We start from the raw sequence: 20,137 nt of genomic DNA on the forward strand, positions 1-20,137 counted from the left end.
CAAGGGAGTTAGGGTATACCCCGCCTCCCCCCGGCGTGGGTCAAAGGTCTGATAACCGGACTGTCAGGGCTTTGCCAACCGCAAAGTCATCCAGACTATGACAAATCGCCGCGCTGCATTATGCGACAGCCATGCGTATCGCTCTCTACCAGCCCGAAATCGCCGGCAATGTCGGCGCCATCCTGCGCCTCGCCGCCTGTTTTGCCGTGCCCGTCGACATCATCATGCCGACCGGATTCGCCTTTTCCGATGCCCGGCTGAAGCGCGCGGCAATGGATTATGGCGCAGCGGCGCAAGTCGTGCGCCACGCCAATTTCGAGGCGTTCGACGCGGAAAGACGGGCCGCCGGTCGCCGCCTGCTGCTGATGAGCAGCCACGCGTCGGAACGACTGCCCGATGTGACATTTCGCAGTGACGATGTCTTGCTGATGGGGTCGGAAAGCGCGGGCGTGCCCGATCATGTCCGCGATCTGGCCGATATTCGCGTGCGCATTCCGATGGCACCGGGCTTCCGTTCGCTCAACATCGCCGTTTCCACCGGCATCGCCGTTGCCGAGGCCCTTCGCCAGACCGGGAGCTTCCCCGCATGACGCCTGACATCCGCTTTCCCCTGAACCCGCAGCAGCAGGCGGCCCGTGCATGGTTCGAATCGCTGCGCGACCGGATCTGCGCGGAGTTCGAGGCGATCGAGCGCGAGGCCGGCAGCGACGCCAGCTTCGCCTATACCCCCTGGGATCGCGAGGCCGAAGGCGTAGCGCCGGGCGAAGGCGGTGGCGGCGTGCGCGGGGTGATGAAGGGAAAGGTCTTCGAGAAGGTGGGCGTCAACATCTCCACCGTGACCGGCGATCTTGCCCCCGGCTTTGCCCAGACCATCCATGGCGCGGCCGACAATCCGGCCTTTTTCGCCACCGGCATCAGCCTGGTCGCGCATATGGTGAACCCGCATGTGCCGGCCGTCCACATGAACACCCGCTTCCTCAATACCACCAAGACCTGGTTTGGCGGCGGCGCAGACCTCAATCCGCCCCTGCCGCGCGACGAGGATACGGCGGATTTCCATGCAGTGTTGCAGGCCGCCTGCGACGCCCATGATGCGAGCTATTATCCGCGCTTCAAGGCCTGGGCCGACGACTATTTCTTCATCCCCCATCGCGGCGTGCATCGCGGCGTCGGCGGCATCTTCTACGATCATCTCGAATGCGCGGACGATGCTGCGTTCGACGCCAATTTCGCCTTCACCCGCGATGTCGGCGACGCGTTCCTGGCCGCCTTCCCGCCGATCGTGCGGCGGCGGATGAACGAGGCGTGGAGCGAGGAAGACTATCGCACCATGCTGGAATGGCGCGGCCGCTATGCCGAATTCAACCTGGTCCATGACCGCGGCACCCTGTTCGGACTCAAGACCGGCGGCAATATCGACGCGATCCTGATGAGCCTGCCGCCGATGGCGAGCTGGAGTTGATCGCGTGGCACTGACCCCGGTCGATCCGCGCGAGATCGCGACCATCGTCACCCATCTGGAAATGCGCGAGCGGCCCAGGCCCGCGCCGATCCCGCCCGCGCCGCTGCGGCTGGTGCCATGGAAGACGCCGGACCTTGGCGCCTATCGCGCCCTGTTCCGCCGCGTGGGCGAGCCGTGGCTGTGGTTCTCGCGGCTGGTGATGCCGGACGATCAGCTCGCGGCTATCCTGCATGATCCCTTGGTCGAGGTCTATGCCGTCACCGACCCGCGCGGGGTCGAGGTCGGCCTGCTGGAGCTGGATTTCCGCAGCCCGTCACAATGCGAGCTGGCCTTTTTCGGGCTGGTGCCCTCGCTCAACGGCAAGGGGCTGGGCAAATGGCTGATGGCGCAGGCCAAGTCGCTCGCCTGGCGCAAGGGGGTGGAGCGCTTCTGGGTCCATACCTGCACGCTCGACAGTCCGGCGGCACTCGGCTTCTACATCAAGTCGGGCTTCACCCCCTATGGCCGGGAGATCGAAACCTTCGCTGACCCACGCCTGCTGGGCCTGCTGCCGCCCGAAGCGGCGCCGCAGATCCCGATGTTCGGTCAGCCCGCCGACGCCTGACGATATATGCGAGCCAGCATCACCAGCATATAGACCTGGATCACCGTCGACACCGCCGCCGATGCGACGCCGCCCACCAGCCGGGCGGCCTCCGGCCCGGCGGCAAGGCCGGCGAGCGCACCGAAGATCGTCTGCGCCGCCATGCTGGCAATGCCCGACAGCAGGGTGATCAGGATGATGAAGCCCAGCAGCCGCCAGAAACAGCCGCGCGTCAGCGCCCAGGCATGGCGCAACGAGGGCACCACCCCCTGACTGCCGTCGATCACCGCCGGATTGAGCAGCATCAGCCGGACGCTGGCGAAGATGGTGGCGCCGCCGACAAAGGCGCCGAGGATGGCGCCGATGCTGGTGCCCACGGACTCCGAGACCAGGCTGGCCAGGACGGCGACCAGAATCGCGGCCAGCATCAGCCCGCCAATCAGGAACATGGCGAGCAAGGCGGTACCCAGTAGCACAGGCAGTCGCGCGAAGCCCAGGCGCAACGCCTCCCCAACGCTGATGCCCGGCCGCAGCGCCAGCGCAAACAGCGTCAGCGATCCGAACCAGATGATGACGACACCCAGCAGCATCGCCAGCGCAAAGCCCGGCGGTATGTCAGGCAGGCCGGTGCGCTGGGGATTGGCCATCCATTCGGCCAGTTGCGGCGGCGTCATTTCCTGCAGGATCAGCCCCGGCAGGGCCAGGAACAGCAGCGCGACGGGGAAGAGCAGCGACGCTTCGCGGGCAACGAAGGCAACCGCCTCCTCCCACGCCTTGCCGATCGAGACTGCCGCCATATCTAATGCCTACCCCTGTCCTGCGAAATGCGGCCCGAGACTTGATCGCTCGCCCCGCTCAAGTCAAGGAAGCGCCATGACCGATCCCCTGCCCTTTCCCGACGTCGAGTGGCGCAGCGATGCCGCCCCCGTCGACTATCCCACCGCCCTTGCCGATATGGAGGCGCGGGCCGCCGCCATTTATGAAGGCGAGGCGCGCGAGCGCGTCTGGCTGCTGGAGCATCCGCCGCTCTATACTGCGGGCACCAGCGCCGATCCGGCCGAACTGATCGATCCGCGTTTTCCCGTCCATGATGCCGGGCGCGGTGGCCGCTACACCTATCATGGGCCGGGCCAGCGCATCGGCTATCTCAACATCGACCTGCGCGAGCGCGGCAAGGATGTACGCAATTTCGTCCATCATCTCGAAGGCTGGATGATTGACGCGCTTGCCGACCTGGGCATTGCCGCCCGCCGCGCCGAAGGGCGCATCGGCATCTGGACCGACGACCGGCAGGGGCGCGAGGCGAAGATCGGTGCGCTGGGCATTCGCGTCCGTCGCTGGGTGACGCTGCACGGCTTTTCGATCAACATCGATCCCGACCTGTCCCATTTTGGCGGCATCGTGCCGTGCGGGATCAGCGATTTTCCCGTGACCAGCATCGCCGCACTGGGCGGCAATGCCTCGATGGAAGCCCTTGATGCCGCGCTCAAGGCGCATTTCCCTGCCTTTCTCGGCCGGCTGCGGCGCTGCGGATCGGGCGACGGCACGGGACTTGAGCAATGCGGGACCGCCCGTTAGGGTCCGCCACTTCGCCAGGTGGGGGGCCGCCGGGCATGTTGAGCCATGTTATGGAGACCCGGATGCGCCTTGACGCAAGGATGATGACTGCCGCCCTGTTGATCGGCTGCATGCCGCTGGCAGGCTGCGGCGGTGGCGGCGAAAAGAGCGGCAACACGGTGCAGATGAAGGATATGGAAGTGGTCGATGGCACCGCCACCGACGCCATGACCGATCTGGACGGCGTCCAGAGCGAGGGCACCAGCCTGGCCCTGCCGGAAAATCGCACCGAACCCAAGGCCGCTGCCCCGGCCAAGGCGGACAATGCAGCCGCCCCCGCCAATGATGAGGAAGTCGTGTCGGATCAGTGAGGCTTTTGCCGTTCACTTCCGATACAGCCGCGCTATAGTCGATGCCGTTATGGGGGAATTGGGCGTTCGCGCCGTCAAGACCCCGGCTGAGAGGGTTTATTCAATGACGTTCCGTTTTCGCTCGCGCCAGGCCTTTGCCGCCCTGACGATCGCCGCCGCGTCGCTCGCTGCCGCGCAACCGGCCGCCGCGCAATTCTTCTGGTCGCCGCCCGACATGTCGGCCCCTGCCCTGACGGACGAGGCCGCCGCCACCGCGCTGGGCCTGCCTGGCGCCACGGCCGACGAGATCAAGGCCGGCCTCACCTGGAACCTGCGCGCCGCGATCAACGTCGCCGCGCTGCAGTGCCAGTTCGAACCGACCCTGCTGTCGGTCAGCAACTACAACGCCATGATCGCCCATCATGACGCCGAACTTGACGCAGCGCAGGCGACGCTGCTCAGCTATTTCCAGCGCACCAAGGGCAAGGGCAAGCCCGGCCAGTCGGCGTCCGACATGTATAATACCCGCATCTATTCGGGCTATTCGACGGTCCAGGCGCAGCGCGGCTTCTGCCAGGCGGCAGCGGCGGTCGGTCGCCAGGCGATCTTCGCCGATCGCGGCCAGCTCAACGTCGTCGCGCGCCAGGGCCTGGCCTCGATCAAGAAGTCGCTCGTCCATGCCGGCGAGCAATATTATGGCGATCCGGGCTGGAACTATCAGCTTGCCCTGCCCTCGCTCGACGCCAAATGCTGGAAGAAGGGCGTATTGCTGCCCGAATGCCACCAGCAGTGGAACCAGAAGGCGGGCGTCCAGCCCTGATCTGACGGAGACTTAACGCAGGCCCAGATATTTATGGGCCTGCACCGTCAGCCGCCAGCGCGGCCGAGCCATCACCAGATCGATGGCCGCGCGGGCATTGTCCACGGCATGGGCATCGTCGAGCGGCTGGACCAGCAGATGGTCGAAGCCCCAGCCCTCCATCGCCGCGACATCGGCCAGGCTGTGGCCGCCATCGGGCTGCGGCCAGACCAGCTTCAGCTCATTGCCCTTCATCTGGACCACGTCGCTGCCCGCCTTGGGGCTGATGCAGACCCAGTCGATGCCCGGATGCGCCGGCAAGGTGCCGTTGCTTTCGATCGCGATGGTGAAGCCACGGGCATGGAGCGCATCTATCAGCGCATCGTCGACCTGCAACATCGGCTCGCCACCGGTCAGGACGATATAGGGGCCTTCCCCCTCGCCCCAGAAGGCGAATGCCGCATCGGCGAGCGCGTCGGCGGTCGCGAACTTGCCGCCGCCATCACCGTCAGTGCCGACGAAGTCAGTGTCGCAGAAGCGGCAGACGGCATCGCGCCGGTCCTGCTCGCGCCCGCTCCACAAGTTGCAGCCGGCAAAGCGCAGGAACACCGCGCGCCGCCCCGCCTGCACGCCTTCGCCCTGCAGGGTCAGGAACATTTCCTTGACCGCATAGGTCATGTGTCAGGCCTTTCCGGGACGCGTCGCATAGACGGTGGGATCGGGCAGCCCTGCTTCCTCGAAGCCCTTCGAGCGCAGGCGGCAACTGTCGCACAGGCCGCAATGCTTGTTGTCAGGCGTCGGATCATAGCAGGACCAGCTGAGCCCAGCGTCCAGGCCCAGGCGATGCGCCTCGCGCACGATGTCCGCCTTGGTCATGAACTGCAGCGGCGTGTTGATGCGGATCGGATGGCCCTCGACCCCCGCCTTGGTCGCCAGCGTCGCCATCTTCTGGAACGCGTCGATGAATTCGGGACGGCAGTCGGGATAGCCCGAATAGTCGAGCGCATTGACGCCGATATAGATGTCGCTGGCCGACGCCACTTCAGCGAGGCCCAGCGTCAGCGACAGGAAGATGGTGTTGCGCGCCGGCACATAGGTGACCGGGATTTCGTCGCCCACGCCGCCCTTGGGCACTTCGATGTCGGCGGTCAGTGCCGACCCGCCAAAGGCCGTGAGGTCGAGCGGCAGCACGATATGCGACATGGCATTGAGCGCCGTCGCCACCTTGGCCGCGGCGCGCAGTTCGACGCGATGGCGCTGATTATAATCGATCGTCAGCGCCAGGACGCGATAGCCCGCTTCGCGCGCGAGCCCGCCCGCGACCATTGAATCCAGCCCGCCCGAAAGCAGGACGACGGCGAATTTTCCATTCTGTGCGACCATGATGCTGCGCTAGACCTCGTTATGTTGCAGTGCAAGGGGGCCGCCGGTCAGCGGCATGCCCCGACATGGCGCCCTTCGACCATGTTGGAAAAGGGCGCGCCGTCGCTGATCCCCTGCGATCGTATCTGGATGAGGCGCGGCGTTTCGACGCGCAGGTCGGTGCGCGCATTGCCGGCTGCCCCGCAATCGAAGGTCACGGTGGCGGCAGCAGGCGCATCGCTGACCACGAACGGCTTGCAGCCGAGGCCGGCATTGGCCGGCTCCAGCAACTGATGCGGCATCGTCACGCACAGGCGGCGGGGCGGCGCGGTGGGATCGTCGCGCAGGCGCAATTCCCATTCGCCCGTTTCCAGCTTGGCGAGCGCAGCCAGTTGCGGCGCGTTCGCCGCCCCGGCCCAGCTTGCCATCATCATTGCCGCCGCGGCGCCCAGCGCCTGCAGCCCCAGCCTTGCCATCTTGCGTCCAGACCTTGTCATCGGCGCCGGGGAGCGGCGCCATGCTTCATCCTGTTGTGCCGCGCAATTGCGGCAATTTGATAGCGCGGGGCGAACGGCCGTGCCGCAATTGCCCCGCGCCGGCTTTCAATGGGTGACGAAACTGTCCAGCGCGAGCGGGAACAGCCGCGAGCAGAAGGCGCAATCGACGCCGATAATGCCCTTCTCGTCCGCCATCGCCACCCGTTCGTCCGCCGGAAAGCGGCCGATCACATCGCGAATATGGGCAAGGTCACAGCGACAGCCCTTGGCGAGCGCCGTCGTCTCGGTGACGCGCACCTCTTCCTCCTCATGGAACAGGCGCCAGGCGATGTCGGTCAGCGGCAGGTCGAGATCGGTCAGTTCCTCGTCGCGCAGCGTGCCGGCCAGCGCCTGCACATGTTCCCATTCGGGATGGTCATGGCGCACATGCAGGCGCTCGCGTCCCACTTCGCCCTCGGGCAGATGCTGAAGCAGCAGGCCCGCCGCAACACAGCCTTCGCCCGGCGCATGCCGGGTCGCGATCTGGACGATGCTGGGGATCTGTTCGGACTGGAAGAAATAATGCTCCGCCGCTTCGGCCAGCGACGATCCGTCCAGCGGCACGATGCCCTGATAGCGCTCCCCGGTCGCCGCCTGGTCGAAGGTGATCGCCAGATAGCCCTTGCCGAACAGGCCGAACAGGGTCGGATCGCTGCCGATTTCCGCCAGCCGCTCGGCATCGAACTTGGCATAGCCGCGCAGTTCGCCGCCCTTGTAATCGGCCACCAGCAGGCTGACGACGCCATTTTCGGTCTGCGCCTGCAGGGTCAGTTGACCGCCGGCATCCTTGAGCAGGCTGCCGAGCAGCGCGCCCAGCACCAGCGAGGACGCCAGCACCCGCTCGATCGCCGGGGGATAGGCATGGGCGGACAGCACCTGGTCCAGCACCGGCCCCAGCCGCACGAAACGGCCACGCACATGGCGCGAGGGGATGGTGAAGCCAAGGGCCTGATCGACATTGGAACTGGTCACGATATTTCCTTCCGATCCACCCGCCCCGAAAGCCGCGAGGGCCCGTCCTCCGCTTCCCAGCGCAGGACAGGCCCCGTCATCTTTCAGGGCGAACGGAAAATTTCGCCCGAATATAGGATGAGCTTACAGCTTTCCAAGCGCCCAGAGCAGAACCGACTTCTGGGCGTGGATACGGTTCTCCGCCTCGTCCCAGATCAGCGACTGCGGACCGTCGATCACCGCTTCGACCACTTCCTCGCCGCGATGGGCGGGCAGGCAGTGGAGGAATTTGGCGTCCGCCTTGGCGCCCGCCATCAGCTCCGGCGTCACCTGATAGGGCATCATCGCCGCCAGCTTTGCCTCGGCATGGGCCTGGCCCATGGAGATCCAGGTGTCGGTGACCACGACGTCGGCGCCGGCCACGGCCTGCGCCGCATCGCGGGTCAGGGTGATGGTCGAACCCGCTGCCTGCGCTGCCGCGGCAAAGGACGGATCGGGATCATAGCCCTCAGGGATGCCCATGCGCACGTCGAACTTCATCAGGCCCGCGGCCTCGACGATCGAGTGGAGGACGTTGTTGCCGTCGCCCAGCCACGCCCATTGGCTGCCGGGCAGCGCCAGGCCATGCTCGACCACGGTCAGCAGGTCGGCAACGATCTGGCAGGGATGCGACAGGTCCGTGAGGCCATTGATGACCGGGACGCTGGCATATTCGGCCATTTCCTCGATCTTGGCATGATCGTCGGTGCGGATCATGATCGCGTCGGCCATGCGGCTGAGCACGCGGGCCGTGTCGGCGACGGTCTCGCCGCGTCCCAACTGACTGGTCGCGCCGTCCAGGATCAGCGAATTGCCGCCGAGCTGGCGGATCGCCATGTCAAAGCTGACGCGGGTGCGCGTGCTGTTCTTTTCAAAGATCATCGCCAGCGTGTGGCCGGCGAGCGGCGCATCGGCGTCGACCCAGCCCTTGGGCTTGCCTGCGCGCGCCGCCTTGCGGTCGATGGCGTCGGCGATCATCGCGGCGATCGCGTCGCCGCCCGCATCGGTGAGATTCAGGAAATGCTTGGTCATTGGAAACAACCTCTAACCCGTTCAGGCTGAGCGAAGTCGAAGCCCCCGCCTGAACGAAGTGAAGGCACCTCGCTGCGCTCGGCGATACCCTTCGACTTCGCTCAGGGCGAACGGAAACTAAATGGTCAGGCCGCCTTGGCGTCCGCGAAGCTCCGCGCGCCGGCGGAAATCTTCTCGATGCACTCGGCGATATGGCTTTCGTCGATGACGAGCGGCGGCAGGATGCGCAACACATTCTGGCCCGCCGATACCGACAGGAAACCATGATGGTCGCGCAGATGGCCGACGAAGGCGCGCGCGTCATAGGCGTCCTTCATCTTGACGCCCAGCATCAGCCCCATGCCGCGCACATCCTCGAACATGTCGTCATGGTTCGGGATCATCTGCTCCAGCGCGGAACGCAGACGCGCCCCCATCGCCGTCACCTGCTCCAGGAAGCCGTCCGCCAGCACCTCTTCCAGCACCGCAATGCCCACCGCCATGGCGAGCGGATTGCCGCCATAGGTGGAGCCATGGGTGCCGAACACCATGCCCTTGGCCGCTTCCTCGGTGGCGAGACAGGCGCCGAGCGGGAAGCCCGCGCCGATGCCCTTGGCCACCGCCATGATGTCGGGCTTCACGCCATATTGCTCATGGGCGAAGAAGGTGCCGGTGCGGGCATAGCCGCACTGCACTTCATCCAGGATCAGCAGCAGGCCATGCTCGTCGCAAGCCTTGCGCAGACCGGCCAGGAATGCCTGGGTTGCCGGAGTCACGCCACCTTCGCCCTGCACCGGTTCCAGCAGGAAGCCGGCAGTGTTGTCGTCGATCGCGGCCAGCGCCGCGTCGAGATCGTTGAAGGGCACGACCTGGAAACCGGGCAGCAGCGGCTCGAACCCGTCGCGCATCTTGGGCTGGCTGGTCGCCGAGATGGTGCCCAGCGTGCGGCCGTGGAAGGCGTTGTCGAAGCTGATGATCTTGTGCCGGTGCGCTTGCCCATTGGCATAATGATAGCGGCGCGCGGTCTTGATCGCGCATTCGACCGCTTCGGCACCCGAATTGGTGAAGAAGACGGTGTCCGCGAAACTGTTATCGACCAGCTTCTGCGCAAATTCCTCCCCCAGCGGCGAACCGTAGAGGTTGGAGATATGCATCAGCGTCGCAGCCTGATCGGCAATGGTCTTCACCAGCTTGGGGTGGCCATGGCCCAGCAGATTGACGGCGATGCCGCTGGCGAAGTCGAGATAGCGCTCGCCGCGCTCCCCGATCAGATAGCAGCCCTCGCCTCGGACCGGACGCACATCGCACCGGGGGTAAACGGGCATGAGCGGCGTAATCGACATGTGCCTTCCCTTTCTGGGTTGATGCTGCGCGTCCGTGCGCATTGGATATAACGCAAAAAGGCGGCCCCCGCCGGGCCGCCCTTGTGCGAGTGCCGCCTATACAGGCCACCGGAAGGGGGTGCAACCCCGCAACCGGGCCAGTCGGCAGCCTATGGACTGATCGCCCCGTGAACGATCAGGGCTGGCCGATCTGGCTCCAGGCATCGGCAATCTCGCCGACCATGGCGCGGGCCTGCTCGACCGGCGCCGCATCATGCTCCTTGGCGCTGACCAGCAGCAGCCGGCGGGCCTCGCGATAGATGCGCGCCAGGCCGGTGGCGATATCGCCGCCCTTGTCGAAGTCCAGGCTGGCTTCGAGCGCGAACAGGATCGACATGGCGCGCGCCTGCTTGTCGGACACCTTCAGCCGGTCGCCATTGCGTTCGGCCAGCGCCGTGGCATCGAGCGCGATCAGCAGTTCGTCGAACAGGATCTTGACCAGCGCGTGGGGCGTGGCGCCCTCGATCCGGCTGCCCGAATGCACCGCCGCATAGCGCCGTGCCGCTGCCGTACCCGCAAAGCTGTGATTATAGAACATGCGTCAAAATCCCCGGTTAGTCGTCACTGCTATTCCAGGCATCGATCTGCTGCTGGAGATAGCTTTGGGTTGCGTTGAGCGCAGACAGCTTGGTCTGCATTGCCGAATAGATGGAAGTCAGGCGCGTCTCATAGTCGGCCATGTCCTCGTCCAGCTTTTCGAGCTGTTCGGTCAGGCTGTCGGCCAGCTTCTCATAACGATCCTGCGCCGCCTTGATCGGGCCGTTTTCCAGCTCGATATTGTCGCGCACGCTGTCCATCAGGCCCGACAGGCCCAGATTGTCGGCGGTCGACTTGGCGGGATTGAGCATCTTGGTGATGCCCGCCGGATCGGCGGCCAGCGCCTTGTCCAGCGTGTCGGTGTTGAGCGTCAACGTGCCGTCGCGGTTGGTCGCGATGCCGATATCGGCCAGCGTCTTGTAGCTGCCGGTCGAGGCCAGCTGGGTCGAGGTGATCTTCGACAGCTGCGACTTCATGTCGCGCACTGCCGACACACCGTTGAGGACGCCCGCGGTCGACGAATCCGTACCGGTCGAGGTCGACGTGTTCAGCGCCTTCATCAGCGTGTTATAGGCGTCGACAAATTCCTGCAGCAGATCCTTCATCGTCGCAGTCGGCTGGGTCATGGTCAGGTTGACCGTGCTGTTGACGTCCGCCGCGGTCAGTTCGATCCGCAGATAGGGGATCGCATCGTCGATGGTGTTGCTGGCATATTCATAGTCGGTGCCGTCGAGCGTGATCTTCGCATTGGCCGGGTCCGACGTCGAGGTCATCGCACTGCTGTTGAGGCCGGCGAGAACGCTGGTCGAGCTGTCGGCCGAGCTGGTGATGGTGAAATCATTGGCGGCGCCGGTTTCGCCCTTGAACACCAGCCGCGTGCCCTGCGCATCGGTGACCACGCTCGCGGTGACGCCGATGTCGGCGGCGTTGATCGCCGAAGCCAGGCCGGAGAAACTGTTATTGCTCGAATCGACGGTGATCGTCGCGGTCTTGCCGCCCGCCGTCGTGATGGTGAGCGATCCGGTGCCGACCGCCGTGCTGCTGGTGGCACCGCTGGTCGCGGCCGAGGCGAAGATGCGGGCGGTCGCCAGCGACTTCACCACCAGCTGCGCCGGCAGACCAGCCGGCGTGCCGCCGCTCAGCAGGCTGACCGACGCGATGTTGGTGTTGGTCGAATTGGGCGTGCCGGTATATTCGGCACCCGACAGGACGCTGGTCAGTGCATCGGCGAAGGTGTCGAGCGAACTGATGGCCGACGCCAGTGCCGAGATGCGGGCATTGTTGGTCGTCTGCTGGGTGGTGATCGCGGACTGGCGCGGGTCGCGGGTCGCGCTGACCAGGCTGGTGACGAGCGCGCTCGTGTCGATGCCCGAATTGGCACCCAGCGCCGACAGGATGCTGCTCCCTACCGATGTCGTCGTCGTTGCCATGGGCCGTCCTTTCAAATGAGAGAACGGCCGTAGCGCGAAGATGTTTAGGAATGATTTTCAAGCTGATGGCAAAGCCCGCAAAAAAGCGGGCATGGCCGCGATCAGATCGCCGATGCGGACAGGATCTGGTCGACGGTTCCGCGCGCGACATGCGCCTGGGCCGCATAGGCATAGCTGGCCTGCTGGGCGATCCGCTTGGCCAGATCGGCGGCCTGCTCCACCGCCTCGCGGGTGGCGGGCGGCAGCGGAATGTAGATGAAGGGCTGCGGCATCATCGCCTGGACGGCGGCCGATGCGCCATCGACCGACACATCCCCCTGCCCGGCGCGCATATCGGCCAGGATATCGGCGATCCGGGCATGGATGCGCGCATATTCGGCGGCGCCGGCAGCATCCTCGTCGACCGCCACGATATCGACTGCAAAACCCTCCTGCCGGCGCGCATCGCTGGCAGACATATTGCCCTGCTCGGTTGCCGATTCCGTCGCTGAAACCGGCTGAACGGCCGCAGCCGGCACCGGCGCGCGAACGACGCTCCGATCCACTGGCGAAATCTCGCTACGCGAAAAATACTCGTTCATGACGCACCATCCTAATGCGTCCCCGTAAACAGAATACGGACAAGCGTGGCTAAACTTTAATTCACCATCGCCCTATTTCTTCGATCAACTGCCAAGTATCAGCAAATTCTCTACAATTTCTTTCCATCCGGATCGAAACGCAGATCTTCTGGCACGGTAATGAACGGACGGTCCATTTCCGTCGCCATCTTGTTCTCGACCCGGAAGACGAAGGCCAGCACCGTCGCCACCGCCATGTAGAGGCCTTCATTGACGATCTCGCCAGCGCGCGAGGTAAAGTAGATGGCGCGCGCCAGCTCGGGATATTGCAACACCGACACGCCATGATCCTCGGCCAGTTCACGGATCGAGGCCGCGATCGCGTTACAGCCGCGCGCGACCACGACCGGCGCGGCATCCACGCCGGGCCGATAGCGCAGCGCCACCGCGAAATGGGTCGGGTTGGTGATGATGACGCTGGCCTCTGCCACCGCCTGGCGGGTCGATCCGTTCAGCACCTCGAACTGGCGCCGGCGGATCTGCCCCTTGAGTTCGGGCGAGCCTTCGCTTTCCTTATGCTCGTCCTTGATGTCCTGCTTGCTCATGCCCAGCCGCTTGCCGCGCTGGAAAATCTGCATGGGTACGTCGATGCCGGCGATCACGAACAGCCCGCCTGCCATCACCAGGCAGACCAGGATGAACATGTTGCCAAGGTCGCTGATCGCATTGCCGACCCCCGCCTTGCCTAGGCCGATGATCGCGGTCAGCCGGTCCCAGATCATCCAGAAGCCGACCGCGCCCAGCAGCCCCACCTTGGCAATCGACTTGACCAGTTCGATCAGCCCCTGCGCGCCGAACATGCGCTTGAGGCCCGAAGCCGGGTTCATCTTCGACGCCTTGGGCGCGAAGGCGCCAGGACGAAAGCCCAGCGATCCGAGCAGCGCCGGCGCCGCGATCGCGGCAAAGAAGGTCGCGAGCAATACGCCGCCCACCGGCAGCGCGATGTCCGCCAGCAGGCCGGTGCCGCGCGTCACCGGCGAGAAGTTCACGATATCCTCGCGCCCGAAGCGCAGCGCGCGGGTCAGCATGCCCGACAGCGCGTCGATCAGGCCCGGCCCGGCAACCGCCAGCCAGCCGATGCCGGCCATCACCACCAGGGCCGTCCCCAGTTCGCGGGACTGGAGGATGTCGCCTTCCTTGGCGGCATCCTGCAATTTCTTCTGTGTCGGTTTTTCGGTCTTTTCGCCGCCTTCAGACCCGCCCGCCATGGCTCAGCGTCCTTCCGAGATGGCGCGGGCCTGTTCCAGCCCCGACTTGAGCGCGATGGTGATCCCCTCGCCCATCACTGGCACCGCCATCGCCAGCAGCACCAGCCCCGCCATCACCGCCATCGGCATGCCCACGGCGAACAGGTTGAGCGCGGGCGCGGTGCGCGCCAGCATGCCCATGACGATCTGCACCAGCACCAGCGCAAAGCCGACCGGCAGCGCGATCGTGACCCCGGCGCCCAGCAGCGAGCCGCCAAACTGGATCATGTGCCAGACCGCATCATTGCTGAGCATCGCCGCGCCCGGCGGCAGCGCCTTGTAGCTCTGCACCACGAAGCTGACGAGCAGCAGATGACCGTCCATCGCCAGCAGCAGGAAGGTCGAGAGGATCGACAGGAACTGGCCGACCGCCTGCGTCCCCTGCCCCGACCCCGGATCGACCATCGCGGCAAAGCCCAGCCCCATGGTGTTGGCAATCGCCTCACCCGCGACGAAGGCGGCGGAATAGCCGATCTGCACGGCAAAACCCATGGCAAGGCCCGTCAGCACCTCACCGGCGACCAGCATCACGCCTTCGAAACTGGCCACGCCGTCATGCGGCAACTGGATGGTGACGCTGTTGAGCGCCGCCATGCCAAGCGCGAGCGACAGGATCAGGCGCAACTGAAGCGGCATCGCGGGCGCACCGAAGACGGGCGCGGCCAGAAAGGCCGCACCGGGGCGGATCATGGCGATCAGCCAGATCCACAATTGCGTCTCGACGCCTGCGAAGCCGGGTGCGATCATTGCAGCAGGTCCGGTATCCGCTCGAATATCTCGCGCGTGAAGTCGGCGATCAGCACCATGATCGATCCGCCGAACAGGGTCAGCATCGCACCCACGACCAGAATCTTGGGAATGAAGCTGAGCGTCTGTTCGTTGATCGACGTCGCGGCCTGGACCATGCCGATCAGCACGCCCGCGACCAGCGCCGGAATCAGGATCGGCGCCGTCGCCAGCGCCGTGATCCACAGCGCATGCTGTGCCAGGCCCATGAAGAAATCCGCATTCTCCATTGCCGCCCTCCTATGTCGCGAAGGAGCCGGCGAGCGACCCCATCGTCAGCGCCCAGCCATCGACCAGCACGAACAGCAACAGCTTGAAGGGCATGGAGATGATCGTCGGCGACAGCATCATCATGCCCAGTGCCATCAGAGTCGATGCGACGACCAGGTCGATGATGAGGAAGGGCAGGAAGATCATGAAGCCGATCTGGAACGCGGTCTTCAACTCGCTGGTGACGAAGGCCGGCAGCAGGATCGTGAAGGGAATGTCGTCGGGCGTGCGGAAGGCCGGAGCCTCGGCCATGTTGGCGAACAGCTTGAGGTCGCTCTCGCGCGTCTGCTTGGCCATGAAGCCGTGCAGCACCTTGCCCGAACGGCCAACCGCTTCCTCGATCGAAATCTGACCCTTGCCATAGGGATCATAGGCCTGGCCGTTGATCTGGTCGATCACCGGTCGCATCACGAACAGCGACAGGAACAGGGCAAGCCCCACCAGCACCTGGTTGGGCGGCGTCTGTTGCAGGCCCAGCGCCTGGCGCAGCAGCGAGAGGACGATGATGATCCGGGTGAAGCTGGTCATCATGAGGATCAGCGACGGCAGGACCGACAGCAGGCTCATGAGGACGAGGATCTGCAGCGACAGCGACAGCGAGCGGCCGTCGCCCGAAATCTGACCCATCGCGCGGGTCAGCGCGCCGCCATTGTCGACCGGCGCCGGCGCGGCCGGCACCGCCTGCGCCAGCGCAGGATCGACCAGCATCAGCCCCGCGGTCAGCAGGATGCCGCCGACCAGCCAGTGACTAGCGCGCACGATAGGGGTCGCCTTCCGCGATCTTCTCGATCCGACCACGGGTGACCGACAGCAGGATCTTCTTGCCCTCGAACTCGACCACGGCCAGCTTGCCGAACGTGCCCATGGGCAGCGCTTCCAGCAGCTTCAGCGACCGGTCATTCTGGCCGACCATCATGCCGGGCTGATATTTGCGCCACAGCCACAAGGCACCAAAGGCCATGCCGCCAACAAGCGGCAGCAGGATCAGCAATTTGACGAAATACCAGAACATGCACGCGCCCCGCGTTTAGGTTAATGCGTCATCCGATCCGCAAGAATGGGCCGCAAGGCAAGCGCAAAAGCACGGCCCTGCGATCAGCCGCGCCGTTCGACCCCGGCCATGCGGGTTTCGGTGGCGGCGATATCGACGATGCGGATGCCATAGCGGCCGTTCACCGTCACGACCTCGCCCTTGGCGATCAGCGCGCCATTGACCATGATGTCGAGCAGTTCGTCGGCCTGGCGATCCAGTTCCACGATGCTGCCTTCGGCCAGGTCCATCACTTCTGCCAGGCGCAGCGAGGTCGATCCGACCTCCACCGACATACGCACCGGAATATCGGCCAGCAGCTTGAACTGGCGGTTCGCCGCCATGCGGCTGGCGCTGTCTTCCCCACGGGGATCCATCATCGGGGCGTCGCTCATATCACTCATTGTTCCGGTCCCTGTGCAATCTTTTCAATCTGGAAGGCGGCACGGCCATCCTGTTCGCCGATCGTGCCGTGCGCGACGATCCTGTCGCCGACGATCAGCGGCAGGCTGCGGCCGATCGTCACGGGTATGATGTCGCCGGCCTTGAGCTGCATCAGCTCCGCCAGCGAGAGATTGGGGCGGGCCAGCACGGTGCGGGCCGGCAGGCGGATGTCGCGCATGCGGCGCGCCACGCGGGCCTGCCACACCGGATCGACATGCTCGTCATCGCTTGCGACCTTGCTGCCCATCAGCGCCTCGACGCCGCGCAGCGCCGCCAGCGGGAAGACCATGTCGATCGACCATTCGCGTTCCCGGTCCAGCCCGACGCGGAAGCGCTGCACCACCATCTGGTCGGCGGGCTGGGCGGCAGCGGCAAAGCCGATGCCGGTTTCACGCAGCAGCAGGCCAGGTTCCAGGGGCAGGACTTCGGACCAGCATTCGACCATGCGGGCCATGATGGTTTCCGATAGGCGGGCGATCAGCCGGTCCTCGGTCGGGGTAAATTCGCCGCGCGCGGGCAGCGCCCGGTTGCCAAGGCCACCATAGAAGCAGTCGACCAGGGTCGAGATCATGGTGGCGTCCATGCACAGCAGCATCTGCCCCTTCAGGGGCAGCAGGCGATAGATGGACAGGCTGCAGAAATTGGGCGCGCCGGCCGACCAGGCGCCAAACTCCACGACCCGTGCATCCTCGGCCGCGACATGCGGGCGGATGCCGGAAATGGGTTCGATCAGCGCACGTATACGCCGGCCGAGCTTTTCACCCAGCCGGTCGAGGCCCGACAGCATTACCGGAGCTTGCGCGTCTCCCCGCCCGAAGGCGAAGGATTGAACGTGATTCATGTCTGTCCCCTGCCCTCGGCCAGGGGACTTCCCAGCGTTCAGGCAGCGCTATTGAATAACGAAATTGGTAAAATAAACGTTATCGACACCGCCATAGCCGGTCTTCTGCTTGAGTACATCGTTGATGATGCCCCGGATTTTTCCTTGCAGCATGCGCTTGCCGTCGGGCGTGACCAGCTGCTCCTCGGGCTGTTCGGCGAGCATCATCAGCACCTGACTGCGAATCGCCATCTCGTGCATCTTGATCGCGGCGATCACGCGATAGTCATAATAGGTCGACACCGCGACGGTGATCTGGGCGAAGGCGTCGGTGTCCGTCATGTTCGACGTGAAGGGCGCCTGGAGCTGGAAATAGGTGGCCTGATAGGCGGTCGGATTGCTTGGTGCCGGCAGGTCGATGCCCTTGCCCGGCGCATGGGCGGCCGACGGGGCATGCCCCTCGCCACCGGCGCTCGCATGGCCACCGCCTTCGCCACCACCACCGCCGCCGCCTTCACCGGCCCAGCCATGGGCGGTGGCGACAGCCTGCGCATCCTCGCCCGCCAGGACGAGCACGGGCTTGTTGGGATCTTCCTTGGGGCCTTCGGCCTTGGGGCTGAAGAAGCCGGCGGCGTACAGCCCGCCCGCAGCGCCGGCACCACCCACCACCATGGCGACGGCGACCAGCAGGATGAGCTTCATCCCCCCACCCTTCTTCTTCTTCGCCTTGGGTTCATCGCTCATCGTTCACGTCCCCTGGAATATCCCGTCCCGGCCGTCAGGCGTAGCGCGCGCGGCGGACGTCACCGGCGCTATCGCCGGTGTCACCATGGTTAAGAACGGCCGGATCGCTCCCGGCTTTATGGCCAAGGCCATTATTTTCACGGCCCTGCCAGCGACCCTGCGACGAGGATTGGCCCATCGACTGGCCCGCCATCTGGCCGGCACCCTGCCAGGTGCCCTGCTGCTGGGATGCATTGCCCTGCTGGCCGTTCGACTGGCTACCGGTCTGGCCATTGGCATCAGCCTTGGCCGCTTCGGCAACATGCGGCGCGCGTTCGATCTTCACTTCATGGATGCGCACGGCGGCAAGGCCCGCGTCCAGCTTCAGCCGGTCGCTATCCTGGCGCAGCGCCATTTCCGCCGCCTCGCTGGCAACGGTCAGGCTGACCGCCGCGCCATCGCCATCCTGGCGGATATCGACCTGGATCGGGCCGAGCTGGTCGGCATTGATCTGGAACCGGCCCTGCGCGCCATTGGCCGACAGGCCGGCAATGTCGCGGGCCAGCCCGTCAATCCACTGTCCCGACACGCCCATGTCGACCACCTGCTGGCCAAGGCTGGCCGACAGGTCGACCGTCGGCATCGCCGCCGGGGTGATCGAAGGCGCCTGGGGCACGGCAGCCTGTGGCATGGATATTTCCGCGCCACGATGGGGCGCGGCCGGAGTGGCTACGACCAGCGGATCGACGGCCGTGGCCGCCTTGTCCGGCGTGCGATCGCTGACCGGCGCTGCCGCTTCGGCGCTGTCGCGCACCGGCGTCGCCCGGCGGTTCATATGGTCGCGCACCAGTTGCAGCAGCGACAGGGCTTCCGCCTTGGCCGGCTTGGCAGCCACGGGCGCGGCCGGGATGTCGGTGCCGGCGGATGCGATCTCGACATCGGCCTCGTCCGGGCTGCTGGTTACAGCTGCAGGCGCGGTCTTCTCGGTCGGCTTGGGGGCCGCCACGACCATTTCTACCGGCATGTCGGCGTCCGTCGCCGGTGCTGCCGCCACGGCGGGCATGACCTGCTCGACCGGGCGCGGTGCGTTCACGGGCTGCGGGGCGGCCTGGACCGGGGCCTGCACGACATTCGGTGTCGCGTTGGCGACTGGCACAGGCTGTGCCGGGATCATCGCAGCGACCAGTTCGGGCGTCACTGCAGGCGCCGTCACGGGCGCTGCAACGATCTGCTCATCCTGCCCATCCGCGCCGACCACCGGGGCCGTCACCGCTTCCTGTCCCACGGCCGGTTTCGAAGGGGCCTGGGTTTGGGACAATGAAGGTGACAGCGAAGGAGACACGCTCAAAGGCATCTCCCGGGTCGGCGCGGATGGAGCCGAAGATGCGGGGGCATCGATCGGCGCCTGCGGCAAGGGGGGGAGTGCAGCAGGCAAGGAATGGGCAATCGGATCGGCGACGATCGGCGCGTCATTGTCGACGGGCGCATCGGCCGTCACCGTGTCAGCTTCGCTGTCAGCATCGGCGATGTCATCGGCCTCGGGCGCGGCCATCGCAGCCGGCAGAGGCTGCGGCGCGTGCGTCGGCGTGGCCTTGATCGGAGCATCAGCAAGGGCGAGCGCGATCGGGCCTTCGGCGTCGACCGGCAGCGGCAGGGCCACATCGGCGGTCGGAACCGGCGCCGGAGTGCGGATATCCGCAGGCGCAGGCGCGACCGCCGGGATCGGCAGAGGCAGCGGAAGGGCTTCGGCGACAGCCTCGCCTTCGGGCAGGACGATCGGCGCGGGCTCGGCCGATACGGGCGCGATGGCCGCCTGATCCTGGACCGGCGCAGCGACGGGCAGGACCGGTTCGGCAACCGGCAATGTGGCCTCAATGATCGGCAACGCCGGTTCTGCGGCCGGCTGGACCGGCATGGCCCGCTGGGTCAGGAATTCGGCGGTGTCCGGCAGAGCCGGCGCCTCGATTGCTTCGGGCATCACGACCGGCGCATCGCCCTCGATCGTCGCTTCCGCTGGCAAGACCGGCGCGCCCACCGTCGTGGCAGGCGCAGCCGGCTGCGGCGCGTCATCGACATCGCCCAGCAGCGCGGCGAAGTCGGCCGCCCCCTCGGCCACGGCCGAAGCAGCGGCCGCCGTCGCACCGGCCAGCGGCGTCGAGGAGAAGAGCAGCGATTTGAGGCTGGCGAGCATGGTCATG

General features: G+C 65.8%; 25 protein-coding genes and 1 pseudogene. 7 read left to right on the plus strand and 19 right to left on the minus strand.

Features of this window, described 5'->3' with window-relative positions; genetic code table 11:
- Positions 1 to 131 precede the first annotated feature (131 nt).
- From AC0KVN_RS10295 to AC0KVN_RS10305, 3 genes are read left to right on the plus strand one after another with little or no spacing between them, the layout of a single operon-like run.
- Positions 132 to 590: a tRNA (cytidine(34)-2'-O)-methyltransferase gene (locus AC0KVN_RS10295; RefSeq protein ID WP_017502590.1), complete on the plus strand. Its 459-nt coding sequence runs from the start codon at positions 132 to 134 to the stop codon at positions 588 to 590.
- The gene (gene hemF / locus AC0KVN_RS10300; RefSeq protein WP_435566897.1) at positions 587 to 1,462 is read left to right on the plus strand and encodes an oxygen-dependent coproporphyrinogen oxidase; all 876 of its coding nucleotides are present in this window, start codon (positions 587 to 589) and stop codon (positions 1,460 to 1,462) included. The genes AC0KVN_RS10295 and hemF overlap by 4 nt, the downstream gene beginning before the upstream one ends.
- Positions 1,463 to 1,466: 4 nt before the next feature.
- Entirely contained in the window at positions 1,467 to 2,066 is a 600-nt protein-coding gene (locus AC0KVN_RS10305; protein ID WP_069335740.1) for a GNAT family N-acetyltransferase, read from the plus strand.
- Here the strand turns inward: AC0KVN_RS10305 and AC0KVN_RS10310 are convergent.
- Complete coding sequence (locus tag AC0KVN_RS10310; RefSeq protein ID WP_435566898.1) at positions 2,048 to 2,842, minus strand: DUF7847 domain-containing protein; 795 nt, start codon at positions 2,840 to 2,842, stop codon at positions 2,048 to 2,050. The genes AC0KVN_RS10305 and AC0KVN_RS10310 overlap by 19 nt on opposite strands.
- Positions 2,843 to 2,918: 76 nt before the next feature.
- On the opposite strand from AC0KVN_RS10310, the gene lipB reads away from it, so the two are divergent.
- The 3 genes from lipB (at position 2,919) to AC0KVN_RS10325 (ending at position 4,772) form a co-directional block, all read left to right on the plus strand.
- Positions 2,919 to 3,623, plus strand: coding sequence for a lipoyl(octanoyl) transferase LipB (gene lipB / locus AC0KVN_RS10315; protein WP_435566899.1), 705 nt, complete (start codon positions 2,919 to 2,921; stop codon positions 3,621 to 3,623).
- 62 nt (positions 3,624 to 3,685) lie between these two features.
- Entirely contained in the window at positions 3,686 to 3,973 is a 288-nt protein-coding gene (locus AC0KVN_RS10320; protein WP_435566900.1) for a hypothetical protein, read from the plus strand.
- A 103-nt stretch (positions 3,974 to 4,076) separates the two neighbouring features.
- Complete coding sequence (locus AC0KVN_RS10325; RefSeq protein ID WP_004208168.1) at positions 4,077 to 4,772, plus strand: hypothetical protein; 696 nt, start codon at positions 4,077 to 4,079, stop codon at positions 4,770 to 4,772.
- A gap of 12 nt (positions 4,773 to 4,784) precedes the next feature.
- Here AC0KVN_RS10325 and queE read toward each other — a convergent pair whose 3' ends face one another.
- The 5 genes from queE to argF form a co-directional block, all read right to left on the minus strand.
- On the minus strand, positions 4,785 to 5,429 hold the full coding sequence (queE, locus tag AC0KVN_RS10330) for a 7-carboxy-7-deazaguanine synthase (RefSeq protein ID WP_303761402.1): 645 nt from the start codon (positions 5,427 to 5,429) through the stop codon (positions 4,785 to 4,787).
- A gap of 3 nt (positions 5,430 to 5,432) precedes the next feature.
- A complete protein-coding gene (gene queC, locus AC0KVN_RS10335) occupies positions 5,433 to 6,134 on the minus strand; it encodes a 7-cyano-7-deazaguanine synthase QueC (RefSeq protein WP_004208170.1) in 702 nt (233 codons plus the stop codon).
- Positions 6,135 to 6,181: 47 nt separating this feature from the next.
- The gene (locus AC0KVN_RS10340) at positions 6,182 to 6,589 is read right to left on the minus strand and encodes a DUF3617 domain-containing protein (protein WP_278983400.1); all 408 of its coding nucleotides are present in this window, start codon (positions 6,587 to 6,589) and stop codon (positions 6,182 to 6,184) included.
- Between the two features lie 126 nt (positions 6,590 to 6,715).
- Positions 6,716 to 7,621 (minus strand): Hsp33 family molecular chaperone HslO, encoded by a 906-nt coding sequence (gene hslO / locus AC0KVN_RS10345; RefSeq protein ID WP_125997884.1) that lies wholly within the window; start codon positions 7,619 to 7,621, stop codon positions 6,716 to 6,718.
- Positions 7,622 to 7,744: 123 nt separating this feature from the next.
- The gene (argF, locus tag AC0KVN_RS10350; protein WP_037507687.1) at positions 7,745 to 8,671 is read right to left on the minus strand and encodes an ornithine carbamoyltransferase; all 927 of its coding nucleotides are present in this window, start codon (positions 8,669 to 8,671) and stop codon (positions 7,745 to 7,747) included.
- A gap of 84 nt (positions 8,672 to 8,755) precedes the next feature.
- Here argF and AC0KVN_RS10355 point away from each other — a divergent pair.
- A pseudogene (locus AC0KVN_RS10355) lies at positions 8,756 to 8,809 on the plus strand (hypothetical protein); the annotation flags it as partial.
- On the opposite strand, the gene AC0KVN_RS10360 reads toward AC0KVN_RS10355, so the two are convergent.
- From AC0KVN_RS10360 to AC0KVN_RS10420, 13 genes are all read right to left on the minus strand, one after another.
- Positions 8,797 to 9,993, minus strand: coding sequence for an aspartate aminotransferase family protein (locus tag AC0KVN_RS10360; RefSeq protein ID WP_278983397.1), 1,197 nt, complete (start codon positions 9,991 to 9,993; stop codon positions 8,797 to 8,799). The pseudogene AC0KVN_RS10355 and the gene AC0KVN_RS10360 overlap by 13 nt on opposite strands.
- A gap of 175 nt (positions 9,994 to 10,168) precedes the next feature.
- Complete coding sequence (locus AC0KVN_RS10365; protein ID WP_004208175.1) at positions 10,169 to 10,570, minus strand: flagellar export chaperone FliS; 402 nt, start codon at positions 10,568 to 10,570, stop codon at positions 10,169 to 10,171.
- Between the two features lie 16 nt (positions 10,571 to 10,586).
- Positions 10,587 to 11,999, minus strand: coding sequence for a flagellar filament capping protein FliD (fliD, locus tag AC0KVN_RS10370; protein ID WP_017503355.1), 1,413 nt, complete (start codon positions 11,997 to 11,999; stop codon positions 10,587 to 10,589).
- Positions 12,000 to 12,100: 101 nt separating this feature from the next.
- Complete coding sequence (locus AC0KVN_RS10375) at positions 12,101 to 12,580, minus strand: hypothetical protein (RefSeq protein ID WP_483656099.1); 480 nt, start codon at positions 12,578 to 12,580, stop codon at positions 12,101 to 12,103.
- Between the two features lie 110 nt (positions 12,581 to 12,690).
- Complete coding sequence (gene flhB / locus AC0KVN_RS10380) at positions 12,691 to 13,827, minus strand: flagellar type III secretion system protein FlhB (protein ID WP_435568755.1); 1,137 nt, start codon at positions 13,825 to 13,827, stop codon at positions 12,691 to 12,693.
- A 3-nt stretch (positions 13,828 to 13,830) separates the two neighbouring features.
- Complete coding sequence (gene fliR, locus AC0KVN_RS10385; protein WP_004208179.1) at positions 13,831 to 14,613, minus strand: flagellar biosynthetic protein FliR; 783 nt, start codon at positions 14,611 to 14,613, stop codon at positions 13,831 to 13,833.
- On the minus strand, positions 14,610 to 14,882 hold the full coding sequence (gene fliQ / locus AC0KVN_RS10390; protein ID WP_004208180.1) for a flagellar biosynthesis protein FliQ: 273 nt from the start codon (positions 14,880 to 14,882) through the stop codon (positions 14,610 to 14,612). Before fliQ ends, fliR begins: the two co-directional genes overlap by 4 nt.
- A 10-nt stretch (positions 14,883 to 14,892) precedes the next feature.
- Entirely contained in the window at positions 14,893 to 15,630 is a 738-nt protein-coding gene (fliP, locus tag AC0KVN_RS10395) for a flagellar type III secretion system pore protein FliP (protein ID WP_169863187.1), read from the minus strand.
- 40 nt (positions 15,631 to 15,670) lie between these two features.
- Positions 15,671 to 15,934 carry a FliO/MopB family protein gene (locus AC0KVN_RS10400; RefSeq protein ID WP_004208182.1) on the minus strand — a complete coding sequence of 88 codons (264 nt, stop codon included), beginning with the start codon at positions 15,932 to 15,934 and terminating at the stop codon, positions 15,671 to 15,673.
- A gap of 83 nt (positions 15,935 to 16,017) precedes the next feature.
- The gene (fliN, locus tag AC0KVN_RS10405; RefSeq protein ID WP_004208183.1) at positions 16,018 to 16,356 is read right to left on the minus strand and encodes a flagellar motor switch protein FliN; all 339 of its coding nucleotides are present in this window, start codon (positions 16,354 to 16,356) and stop codon (positions 16,018 to 16,020) included.
- Positions 16,353 to 17,237, minus strand: a complete 885-nt coding sequence (locus AC0KVN_RS10410; protein ID WP_435568754.1) for a flagellar motor switch protein FliM — start codon at positions 17,235 to 17,237, stop codon at positions 16,353 to 16,355. Before AC0KVN_RS10410 ends, fliN begins: the two co-directional genes overlap by 4 nt.
- A 48-nt stretch (positions 17,238 to 17,285) precedes the next feature.
- Positions 17,286 to 17,960 (minus strand): flagellar basal body-associated FliL family protein, encoded by a 675-nt coding sequence (locus AC0KVN_RS10415; RefSeq protein WP_313229038.1) that lies wholly within the window; start codon positions 17,958 to 17,960, stop codon positions 17,286 to 17,288.
- Positions 17,961 to 17,994: 34 nt separating this feature from the next.
- On the minus strand, positions 17,995 to 20,136 hold the full coding sequence (locus AC0KVN_RS10420) for a flagellar hook-length control protein FliK (protein ID WP_435568752.1): 2,142 nt from the start codon (positions 20,134 to 20,136) through the stop codon (positions 17,995 to 17,997).
- Position 20,137 lies beyond the last annotated feature (1 nt).

It is taken from the genome of Sphingobium sp. SG1, from assembly GCF_057063145.1.

Excerpts from the sequence above, each read along its gene's own strand:
- queE (WP_303761402.1), bottom strand. The coding sequence starts at position 5,429 with ATGACCTATGCGGTCAAGGAAATGTTCCTGACCCTGCAGGGCGAAGGC.
- AC0KVN_RS10400 (WP_004208182.1), bottom strand. The coding sequence starts at position 15,934 with ATGTTCTGGTATTTCGTCAAATTGCTGATCCTGCTGCCGCTTGTTGGC.
- AC0KVN_RS10360 (WP_278983397.1), bottom strand. The coding sequence starts at position 9,993 with ATGTCGATTACGCCGCTCATGCCCGTTTACCCCCGGTGCGATGTGCGT.
- AC0KVN_RS10320 (WP_435566900.1), top strand. The coding sequence starts at position 3,686 with ATGCGCCTTGACGCAAGGATGATGACTGCCGCCCTGTTGATCGGCTGC.
- fliQ (WP_004208180.1), bottom strand. The coding sequence starts at position 14,882 with ATGGAGAATGCGGATTTCTTCATGGGCCTGGCACAGCATGCGCTGTGG.
- queC (WP_004208170.1), bottom strand. The coding sequence starts at position 6,134 with ATGGTCGCACAGAATGGAAAATTCGCCGTCGTCCTGCTTTCGGGCGGG.
- hemF (WP_435566897.1), top strand. The coding sequence starts at position 587 with ATGACGCCTGACATCCGCTTTCCCCTGAACCCGCAGCAGCAGGCGGCC.
- AC0KVN_RS10410 (WP_435568754.1), bottom strand. The coding sequence starts at position 17,237 with ATGAATCACGTTCAATCCTTCGCCTTCGGGCGGGGAGACGCGCAAGCT.
- AC0KVN_RS10375 (WP_483656099.1), bottom strand. The coding sequence starts at position 12,580 with ATGAACGAGTATTTTTCGCGTAGCGAGATTTCGCCAGTGGATCGGAGC.
- AC0KVN_RS10295 (WP_017502590.1), top strand. The coding sequence starts at position 132 with ATGCGTATCGCTCTCTACCAGCCCGAAATCGCCGGCAATGTCGGCGCC.
- fliN (WP_004208183.1), bottom strand. The coding sequence starts at position 16,356 with ATGAGTGATATGAGCGACGCCCCGATGATGGATCCCCGTGGGGAAGAC.
- lipB (WP_435566899.1), top strand. The coding sequence starts at position 2,919 with ATGACCGATCCCCTGCCCTTTCCCGACGTCGAGTGGCGCAGCGATGCC.
- AC0KVN_RS10310 (WP_435566898.1), bottom strand. The coding sequence starts at position 2,842 with ATGGCGGCAGTCTCGATCGGCAAGGCGTGGGAGGAGGCGGTTGCCTTC.
- fliP (WP_169863187.1), bottom strand. The coding sequence starts at position 15,630 with ATGCTGGTCGATCCTGCGCTGGCGCAGGCGGTGCCGGCCGCGCCGGCG.
- AC0KVN_RS10365 (WP_004208175.1), bottom strand. The coding sequence starts at position 10,570 with ATGTTCTATAATCACAGCTTTGCGGGTACGGCAGCGGCACGGCGCTAT.
- fliD (WP_017503355.1), bottom strand. The coding sequence starts at position 11,999 with ATGGCAACGACGACGACATCGGTAGGGAGCAGCATCCTGTCGGCGCTG.
- AC0KVN_RS10420 (WP_435568752.1), bottom strand. The coding sequence starts at position 20,136 with ATGACCATGCTCGCCAGCCTCAAATCGCTGCTCTTCTCCTCGACGCCG.
- fliR (WP_004208179.1), bottom strand. The coding sequence starts at position 14,613 with ATGATCGCACCCGGCTTCGCAGGCGTCGAGACGCAATTGTGGATCTGG.
- AC0KVN_RS10415 (WP_313229038.1), bottom strand. The coding sequence starts at position 17,960 with ATGAGCGATGAACCCAAGGCGAAGAAGAAGAAGGGTGGGGGGATGAAG.
- AC0KVN_RS10340 (WP_278983400.1), bottom strand. The coding sequence starts at position 6,589 with ATGGCAAGGCTGGGGCTGCAGGCGCTGGGCGCCGCGGCGGCAATGATG.
- flhB (WP_435568755.1), bottom strand. The coding sequence starts at position 13,827 with ATGGCGGGCGGGTCTGAAGGCGGCGAAAAGACCGAAAAACCGACACAG.
- argF (WP_037507687.1), bottom strand. The coding sequence starts at position 8,671 with ATGACCAAGCATTTCCTGAATCTCACCGATGCGGGCGGCGACGCGATC.
- AC0KVN_RS10325 (WP_004208168.1), top strand. The coding sequence starts at position 4,077 with ATGACGTTCCGTTTTCGCTCGCGCCAGGCCTTTGCCGCCCTGACGATC.